The organism is Streptomyces sp. NPDC058620, from assembly GCF_042717135.1.
GTDB lineage: Bacteria > Actinomycetota > Actinomycetes > Streptomycetales > Streptomycetaceae > Streptomyces.
Genome location: NZ_JBHXQO010000018.1, coordinates 107,629 through 114,951, shown reverse-complemented (window position 1 = coordinate 114,951; position 7,323 = coordinate 107,629). Strand labels below are relative to the sequence as shown.

The window sequence follows — 7,323 nt, the reverse complement described above, 5'->3', positions numbered from 1 at the left end:
GGCCCCCCCCCCGGCTACCCCCCCGGGGCGCCGGGCGCCGGTGCGCGTATGCCGCCGGCCGCGGACGAGACCGCCGCCACGGCACCGCGGTCTGCCGCCGCCCCCTGCCGCCCTCCCGGCACCCGCGAAGCGGCCCACGGGGCCGTCCCCGGGCCCGCCACGGGCCGCCGGGCCGCCCGGCCGATAACTTGACCGCCCGAAGCCCCCGGGCCCGCTCCGGGCCCGATGAGCCCTTCGCGAGCCAGTAGAGTCAGCGGCCATCGGCGGCGCCCGCCCGCCGGATTCCAGGGAGCGAAGCGTGCTGATCCCACACGACACCCGGATCGCCCTCGACACGGTGGTGGATCTGGTGAACACCGCACCGGAGTCCGAGCTGCCCGAGAGCGAGCAGACCGACGGACTCGCCGACGTCGAGGCGCTCTACGACTTCGCGGAGCGGCATCTCATCAGCGGCGTCGGCGGGCTCGCCGAGAAGGACCTGCGGGCCGTACAGGACGTACGCGGCCGGTTCGCGGAGATCTTCGCGGCGCCCGATGCCCGTACCGCGGCCGATCTCGTCAACCGGCTGGTGGCCGCCGCGGGGACCACCCCGCAGCTCACCGACCACGACGGCTACGACTGGCATGTCCACTACTTCGCCCCGGACGCCTCGATCGCCGACCATCTCGCGGCCGACTGCGGCATGGCGCTGGCGTTCATCGTCGTGGCGGGCGAGCAGGAGCGGCTGCGGCGCTGCGAGGCGCCGGACTGCCGACGCGCGTTCGTGGACCTGTCCCGCAACCGCTCCCGCCGTTACTGCTCCAGCCGCACCTGCGGCAACCGGCTCCATGTCGCCGCGTACCGGGCCCGCCGCAAGGAAGCGTCCCGCTGACGTTCCCCCGCCGGGGCACCGTGCGCGGGGGCGCCCGCCTCGGCGCGGCCGGCCCCGGCGGCGGGGCGGGGCGGAGCGCCGCTCCGGGGCTCACAGCAGGAAGAGATCGTGGAGTGCGGCCATCAGCAGCAGACTCCCGATCACCGTGAGGAAGATCATCAGGGGTGGCTGGGAAAGCGCGAAGAGGCAGCCACGCGGCTCTTCGGCGGGGGGTGCGGGGGCTTCGCCCCGGGATGTGTCCACCATCTCGGGTTGATCATGACGCAGTTGACCCCTCCCTGGCGATCAACACGCTTTTTCCGGCGGGGAGTTCACCCTTGCCGCGGCCGGGAGAAATCGCTCCGGCGTCCGATCCGGCGTCACACTTTCGGGACCCTCGGGTCTTCGCATCCCCTCCCCCGTCCGCTCAGGCGAGTGCGCGCAACACCCGGAGCTGGAGAGCCACTTGGGCGGCGGAACCGCCCTCGTGGTTGTTCCAGGGGTAGACCTGGATCTCCTTCGGCCCTGCCCAGTGGTTGTAGGCGGCGAAGACCGTGGACGGCGGACAGATCGTGTCCATCAGCGCCACCGAGTAGAGCGCACGGGCGGTGGCACGGGCGGCGAAGCTCATGCCGTCGAAGTACGAGAGGGTACGGAAGACCTGCTCGGCCGTGCCGTGCTGGGTGGAGAGGAAGGAGGGTGTCGGACGGGAGGGGGCCGGCAGGAGGGTCAGCGAGGGGCCGCGCTGGAGGCGCGCACGACGAGTTCCGGCTGGAGCACCACGCTGCGGTGCTCGTGGGTGCCGTCGTCGTCGGCCTCCTCCAGCAGGAGTTCCGCCGCCATCCGTCCCATCACCACAGCGGGCTGACGCACCGATGTGAGTGGTACGGCCGCGGCGGCGGCGAACTCGATGTCGTCGTAGCCGACGATGGCCACGTCCTGCGGGACGCGCACCCCGGCCGCGTACAGCGACTGCAGGACGCCCAGGGCGAGGAGGTCGTTGGCGCAGAAGACAGCGGTCGGCCGGGGCACGAGGCCGAGCAGTCTGGCGCCCGCGTCGCGGCCCGCGGCGACGTCCAGACGGTCGGACGGGATCTCGACGAGGGCCTCCGGCGGGAGCCCGGCCTCCGCGAGGGCGGCCAGCGCACCCTCGCGGCGGTCCCGTATCTGGTGGAGGTCGCCGGGACCGCTCACATAGGCGACGGAGCGATGGCCGGCCGAGACGAGGTGCCCGACGGCGAGTGCGCCGCCGCGGACGTCGTCGACGGAGACGGCGCAGGAGTCACCGCCGAAGGACACACGGTCCACCAGCACGAACGGAATCCGGTGGCGGCTGAACGCCTCCAGGTTGCGGCCCGTGGCGTCCGCCGGCGTGACGAGCACGCCGCAGACCCGCTGCTCGGCGAAGAGCCCGAGGTAGTCGGCCTCCTCCGTGGGGCTCTGGTCGCTGTTGCACACCATGACCCCGAGCCCGGCCTGCCGTGCGGCCCTCTCGGCGCCGCGGGCCACGTCCACGAAGAACGGGTTGCCCATGTCGAGGACGAGGAGCGCCATGATCCGGCTGCGGCCCGCCCTGAGCTGCCGGGCCGACTCGCTGCGTACGTAGCCGAGGTCCTCGATGGCGGCCAGTACCCGTGCACGGGTGTCCGGCAGCACCGCCTCGGGCCGGTTGATCACGTTGGAGACCGTGCCCACCGAGACTCCGGCCTGCCGGGCCACATCCTTGATCCCTGCCACACGCCCCACTTGCCCTGCCCCACTGACGCTCCTGGCCACCGCGCACGGGCGCGGGGGCTCCCCATCGTACGGACGGTGACCCCGGACGTTCCGTCATCCTCGCCCATATCCGGTGTCCCTATCGACACCGGTGCGCGCGCTCGCGCGTCGACGCGCTTCGACGACGCGGGACGGCTGCCGGCCGACGTGCGGCTACCGGATGAATTGTTTCAATGCGATCGGGACGGTAACCGCAACGACGCGGGGCGTCAAGGCGTCATGAATCGATTCATCCCCACAGGGCTGTTCCGGTCGCGTACGCGGCGCTCAGAGGCCGTGCTTCTTCAGGATGGCCTCGATGTCGCTGAAGTCGTCGCCGGGTCCGGCGGCCTGCTCCTTCTTCGGCTTCGAAGGCTTCGTACGGGGGCGCTCGCCCGGAATGCCCGATGTCAGCGGGGGCGCCGCCGCGGCGGGCGCGACCGCCTCGTTCCGCGCCGCGCGGGCCGCCCTGCGTTCCTCACGGGTGGTGCCGCGGCGGCGCTCCACCGTCCGCGTCGTCAAGAAGAGCAGCCAGGCCAGTCCGAGCACGCCGAAACCGAGCCAGACGCTCGGCTTGAAGGCGATATCGGACACCCACTCGACGACCCCGGTCAGCACCAGGCCGACCGGCACGAGCGAGTACGCGGCGATCCGGGTGGCAGCGAGGAATCGCTTGCGGTACGCGGTGACCGCGGCGATGCCCAGGCCCGCCGCCGACGCCGCGGAACAGATGGTCTCGGCAAGCATCGGGGCCTCCAAGGCGTGGGGAAACGTCCCTTCCATCCTGCACCGCCGCCCGCGCCGGGGCCACGACCCGCGACCACATCAGGGACATTTCAGGGCCGAGCTCCTCCCCAGGTCCCGATTGGGAAGCTCCCTCGCGGCCTGAAAGACTGATTTCATGAGCGAATCCACACCCCCGGCCCCGGTCGTCCTCGACATCTGGTGCGACCTCCAGTGTCCCGACTGCCACCAGGCCCTCACCGATGTACACGCCCTGCGCGCCCGCTACGGCGACCGGCTGGACGTACGGCTGCGGCACTTCCCGCTGGACAAGAACAAGCACGCCTACGCCGCCGCGCAGGCCGCCGAGGAGGCGTACGTACAGGGCGGGAGCTGGCCGTACGTCGAGGCCCTGCTCGCGCGTACCGCCGACCTGGGCCGCTCGGGTGAGCCAACGCTGCTCGACGTGGCACGCGAACTCGGCCTGGACGTAGAGGAGTTCGACACCGCCCTGATCGACGGCCGGCATCTCCTGATCGTCGACGCCGACCAGGCCGAGGGCAAGGCCATCGGTGTGACCGGGACTCCGACGTATGTGATCGGCGACGAGCGGCTGGATGGCGGCAAGAGCCAGGAGGGGCTCCGCGAGCGGATCGAGGAGATCGCCGACCGGCTGCTTGCCGCGCGGGACTGACAGCCGGAGAGGGACAGCCGGATCGCCGCGGGGACGGCCCGGCCGGCTACAGCGGCTTGGCGAGGTTGTGGTTGGTCGTCTCGTAGCCGAGGGACTCGTACAGCCGGAGCGCCGGGGTGTTGGCCGCGAAGACATGGAGTCCCAGCCGGTCCACGCCGGCGGCCAGCGCCATGCCCTCGGCCTCCAGCATCAGCGCCCTGCCGTAGCCGCGCCCCCGGTACTCCTCGCGCACCTCCACGTCGTAGACCCAGCCGATCCACGCACCGGGAGCCTGCTCGTAGCGTGCCACCCAGATGTGGCCGACCGCTTCCCCGTCGTGGACCAGCACATGCAGACGCACGCCTTCCGATGACAGCCCGTTGGGCAGCAGCCTGGCGTGGTCGGCCTCGGACTTCCGCATGGCCTGGCCATCGGGGACGCCGCGGTCGATCCAGTCCTGGGCGTAGGCCGTGATGGCAGTGCTCTCCCACCGCCTGAACTCCTCCTCGGACATCGAGCGCGCGACGAGGCCGCCGGGCAGCGAGGGAGGGTCCTGCGACAGCGCCTTGATCATGTTCCGGCTGCGCTCCGTGTAGCCGAGCGCGGCCGCCAGCTGCTGGGCGGCCTCGTTGCCGGCGGGGGCCTCCAGGCGGACCTGGACACAGCCCCATCCCCTCAGCACCTCCTCGGCGGCGAGCGCGGCGATGGTGCCGCGGCCCCGCCTCCGGTGCGGTGCGTCGATCCGCAGCGAGCGGAGCACCCCTGCCGCCGCGCCGAACGCCGGGTCGGTGGCGATCTGGACGGCACCGACGGGACGCCCGTTGTCGCACACGTCGTAGGCGCGTTCCCGTGCGCCGTCGGCGCCTTGCTTGCTCGGCCCGGTCGGCCGCAGGGTGGTGGTCATCAGAGGTGTTCTATCCGCTGTACGGCGGCCCGTCACCCGTTTTTACGCCCTCACGGGTCGAGGTCGTCCCCCGCGCGCTCGTCGAAGACGCGCATGGCCTTGGCGGTCACCGGACCGGGGGCGCCGGGAAGCTCGCGCGCGTCGACCCGGTGGACGGCCTGGATGTCGCGCGTGGTGGAGGTCAGGAAGATCTCCTCGGCGCGCCCGAGCACCTCCGGCGACAGCTCGGTCTCGTGCGCCCCGGTCCACTCCACGGCCAGGGCGCGGGTGATTCCGGCGAGGCATCCCGAGGCGAGCGGCGGGGTGTGGATCTGTCCGTCGATGACGACGAAGACGTTGGAGCCCGTGCCCTCGCAGAGCTGCCCCGCCGTGTTGGTGAAGAGCGCCTCGGAGGCTCCCTGACCGTGGGCGCGGGCGAGCGCGACGACGTTCTCGGCGTACGAGGTGGTCTTGAGCCCGGCGACGGCGCTGTGTTCGTTGCGCGTCCAGGGCACGGTGATCACGGCCGTGGAGTCGGGGCGGCGGCCCACCTCGCCCAGGGCGACTACGAGACCCGGGCCGTTGTCGCCGCGGTCCGAACCGAGCGGGGAGATGCCGCCGGTGAACGTGATGCGCAGCCGGCCGAGCGGCAGGGGCGTGGCGTCGGTCACGGCCCGGGCGGCGCGGCGGATCTCGTCGTGGTCCGGGTCCGGGAGGCCGAGGCCCCTGGCCGAACGGGTCAGCCGGTCCAGGTGCCGGGTCAGGGCGAAGGGACGTCCCTCGATGGTCTTGACCGTCTCGAAGACACCGTCCCCGACGGTGAGCCCGTGGTCGAGCACGGACACCCGTGCGGCATCGGCGTCGCACAGCTCGCCGTTGACCCAAATCATCATGATGCGGTCCTTCCGGTCTCCTCGTAGGTCCCCGACGCTACAGCGAGCAGTCTGGACGCCTTCAGTTCGGTCTCGTCCCATTCGCGCTCGGGGTCGGAGCCCCAGGTGATGCCCGCGCCGGTACCGAAGCGCAGGACCGGCGCGGCGCCGGTGCGGTCGATCCAGAACGTCCGTATCCCGACGGCGAGGCCCGCGGTGGCGCGGTCGGCGTCCACCCATCCGATCCCCCCGCAGTACGGTCCCCGCGGCGAGGTCTCCAGGGCTTCGATGATCCGCAGCGCACTGGACTTCGGTGCCCCGGTGACGGAGCCGGGCGGAAACGCGGCCCCGAGCAGTTCCGGCCACCCCGCGCCCTCCGCGAGCCGTCCCCGCACGGTGGAGACGAGGTGGACGAGGCCGGGGTGCTTCTCCACCACGCAGAGTTCGGGCACGGTGACGCTTCCGGTCGCGCAGACCCGTCCGAGGTCGTTGCGGACCAGGTCGACGATCATCACGTTCTCCGCGTGGTCCTTCTCCAGCAGATCGTCCTCGGTCCGTCCCGTGCCCTTGATCGGCCCGGACTCGACGGTCCGGCCGTCCCGCTTCAGGAAGAGCTCGGGGGACGCGGTGGCGATCTCGACGCCTTGCGCGGGCAGCCGGATCGTTCCCGCGTACGGAGCGGGGTTGCCGCGCGCGAGGAGCGCGGTGAGGGCGTCCACGTCACTCGCCACACCGTCGGGCAGGGGCGCGGACATCACCCGGCAGAGGTTGGCCTGGTACACCTCACCTGCCGCGATGTGTTCACGGATGCGCCGCACACCGGCCATGTAGGCGGTCTTGTCCAGGGACGAGGACCAGTCCCCGACAGCGGGTCCGCGCCAGGCCCCGGGCAAGGGCGCGGGCACCTGCTCCGGCCGTACGTCGGAGAAGCGGGCGCAGACGAGACCGCCTTCGAAATCGGCGCGGACGGCCCAGAAGCCGGAGGAGTCGAGGGCCGCGGGATCGGTGGTCACATCCCGCAGACCGGAGGCGACGAGGCCGCCGAAGCGGGCCATGGGAGCGAGGTCGTACACGCTGGTGAGTCTAGGACGGCACGCCGTGACCTGCGTCGGGGCGAGTGCACCTCGGCAAGCTGCGCAAACGCGTTTTTGTACTGGCCCGGGAATCCGCTAGAGTTCAACACGTCGCCGGGACGCGCAAGCGAACCGGGAATGACAAGCGGACGTAGCTCAGTTGGTAGAGCGCAACCTTGCCAAGGTTGAGGTCGCCAGTTCGAACCTGGTCGTCCGCTCGCAGAAAGTGAGGGATCTTCCCGAACCCTCACTCCTGGTGGAGTGGCCGAGAGGCGAGGCAACGGCCTGCAAAGCCGTCTACACGGGTTCAAATCCCGTCTCCACCTCCAAGGACGATTAGCTCAGCGGGAGAGCACTTCCCTGACACGGAAGGGGTCACTGGTTCAATCCCAGTATCGTCCACTGGTCCGCAAGGATCCCCGCGCGATTAGCTCAGCGGGAGAGCGCTTCCCTGACACGGAAGAGGTCACTGGTTCAATCCCAGTATCGCGCAC

General features: G+C 71.4%; 8 protein-coding genes, 4 tRNA genes and 1 pseudogene. 6 read left to right on the top strand and 7 right to left on the bottom strand.

What is annotated here, in order from left to right:
- The first annotated feature begins 298 nt into the window (after positions 1–298).
- A complete protein-coding gene (locus tag ACFWSK_RS19380) occupies positions 299–871 on the top strand; it encodes a CGNR zinc finger domain-containing protein (RefSeq protein ID WP_383787473.1) in 573 nt (190 codons plus the stop codon).
- A 90-nt stretch (positions 872–961) separates the two neighbouring features.
- On the opposite strand, the gene ACFWSK_RS19375 is transcribed toward ACFWSK_RS19380, so the two are convergent.
- The 4 genes and pseudogenes from ACFWSK_RS19375 to ACFWSK_RS19360 form a co-directional block, all read right to left on the bottom strand.
- Positions 962–1,117 (bottom strand): hypothetical protein, encoded by a 156-nt coding sequence (locus ACFWSK_RS19375; protein ID WP_164711272.1) that lies wholly within the window; start codon positions 1,115–1,117, stop codon positions 962–964.
- A gap of 160 nt (positions 1,118–1,277) precedes the next feature.
- Positions 1,278–1,544, bottom strand: a pseudogene (locus ACFWSK_RS19370) (acetylxylan esterase); the annotation flags it as partial.
- A gap of 35 nt (positions 1,545–1,579) precedes the next feature.
- Positions 1,580–2,596, bottom strand: coding sequence for a LacI family DNA-binding transcriptional regulator (locus ACFWSK_RS19365; protein ID WP_383787470.1), 1,017 nt, complete (start codon positions 2,594–2,596; stop codon positions 1,580–1,582).
- 297 nt (positions 2,597–2,893) lie between these two features.
- Positions 2,894–3,352 carry a hypothetical protein gene (locus ACFWSK_RS19360; protein WP_383787467.1) on the bottom strand — a complete coding sequence of 153 codons (459 nt, stop codon included), beginning with the start codon at positions 3,350–3,352 and terminating at the stop codon, positions 2,894–2,896.
- Between the two features lie 154 nt (positions 3,353–3,506).
- Here ACFWSK_RS19360 and ACFWSK_RS19355 point away from each other — a divergent pair, with 154 nt between their 5' ends.
- Positions 3,507–4,022: a DsbA family protein gene (locus ACFWSK_RS19355; protein ID WP_383787464.1), complete on the top strand. Its 516-nt coding sequence runs from the start codon at positions 3,507–3,509 to the stop codon at positions 4,020–4,022.
- 46 nt (positions 4,023–4,068) lie between these two features.
- On the opposite strand, the gene ACFWSK_RS19350 is transcribed toward ACFWSK_RS19355, so the two are convergent.
- From ACFWSK_RS19350 to ACFWSK_RS19340, 3 genes are read right to left on the bottom strand one after another with little or no spacing between them, the layout of a single operon-like run.
- The gene (locus tag ACFWSK_RS19350; protein ID WP_383787461.1) at positions 4,069–4,905 is read right to left on the bottom strand and encodes a GNAT family N-acetyltransferase; all 837 of its coding nucleotides are present in this window, start codon (positions 4,903–4,905) and stop codon (positions 4,069–4,071) included.
- A gap of 50 nt (positions 4,906–4,955) precedes the next feature.
- Positions 4,956–5,777 carry an aminotransferase class IV gene (locus tag ACFWSK_RS19345; RefSeq protein ID WP_383787458.1) on the bottom strand — a complete coding sequence of 274 codons (822 nt, stop codon included), beginning with the start codon at positions 5,775–5,777 and terminating at the stop codon, positions 4,956–4,958.
- Complete coding sequence (locus tag ACFWSK_RS19340) at positions 5,774–6,811, bottom strand: chorismate-binding protein (protein ID WP_383787489.1); 1,038 nt, start codon at positions 6,809–6,811, stop codon at positions 5,774–5,776. Before ACFWSK_RS19340 ends, ACFWSK_RS19345 begins: the two co-directional genes overlap by 4 nt.
- 163 nt (positions 6,812–6,974) lie before the next feature.
- Here ACFWSK_RS19340 and ACFWSK_RS19335 point away from each other — a divergent pair.
- The 4 genes from ACFWSK_RS19335 (at position 6,975) to ACFWSK_RS19320 (ending at position 7,322) form a co-directional block, all read left to right on the top strand.
- A tRNA-Gly gene (locus ACFWSK_RS19335) sits at positions 6,975–7,047 on the top strand.
- Between the two features lie 37 nt (positions 7,048–7,084).
- Positions 7,085–7,158 (top strand) — tRNA-Cys (locus ACFWSK_RS19330).
- Position 7,159: 1 nt separating this feature from the next.
- Positions 7,160–7,231 (top strand) — tRNA-Val (locus ACFWSK_RS19325).
- Between the two features lie 19 nt (positions 7,232–7,250).
- A tRNA-Val gene (locus ACFWSK_RS19320) sits at positions 7,251–7,322 on the top strand.
- Position 7,323 lies beyond the last annotated feature (1 nt).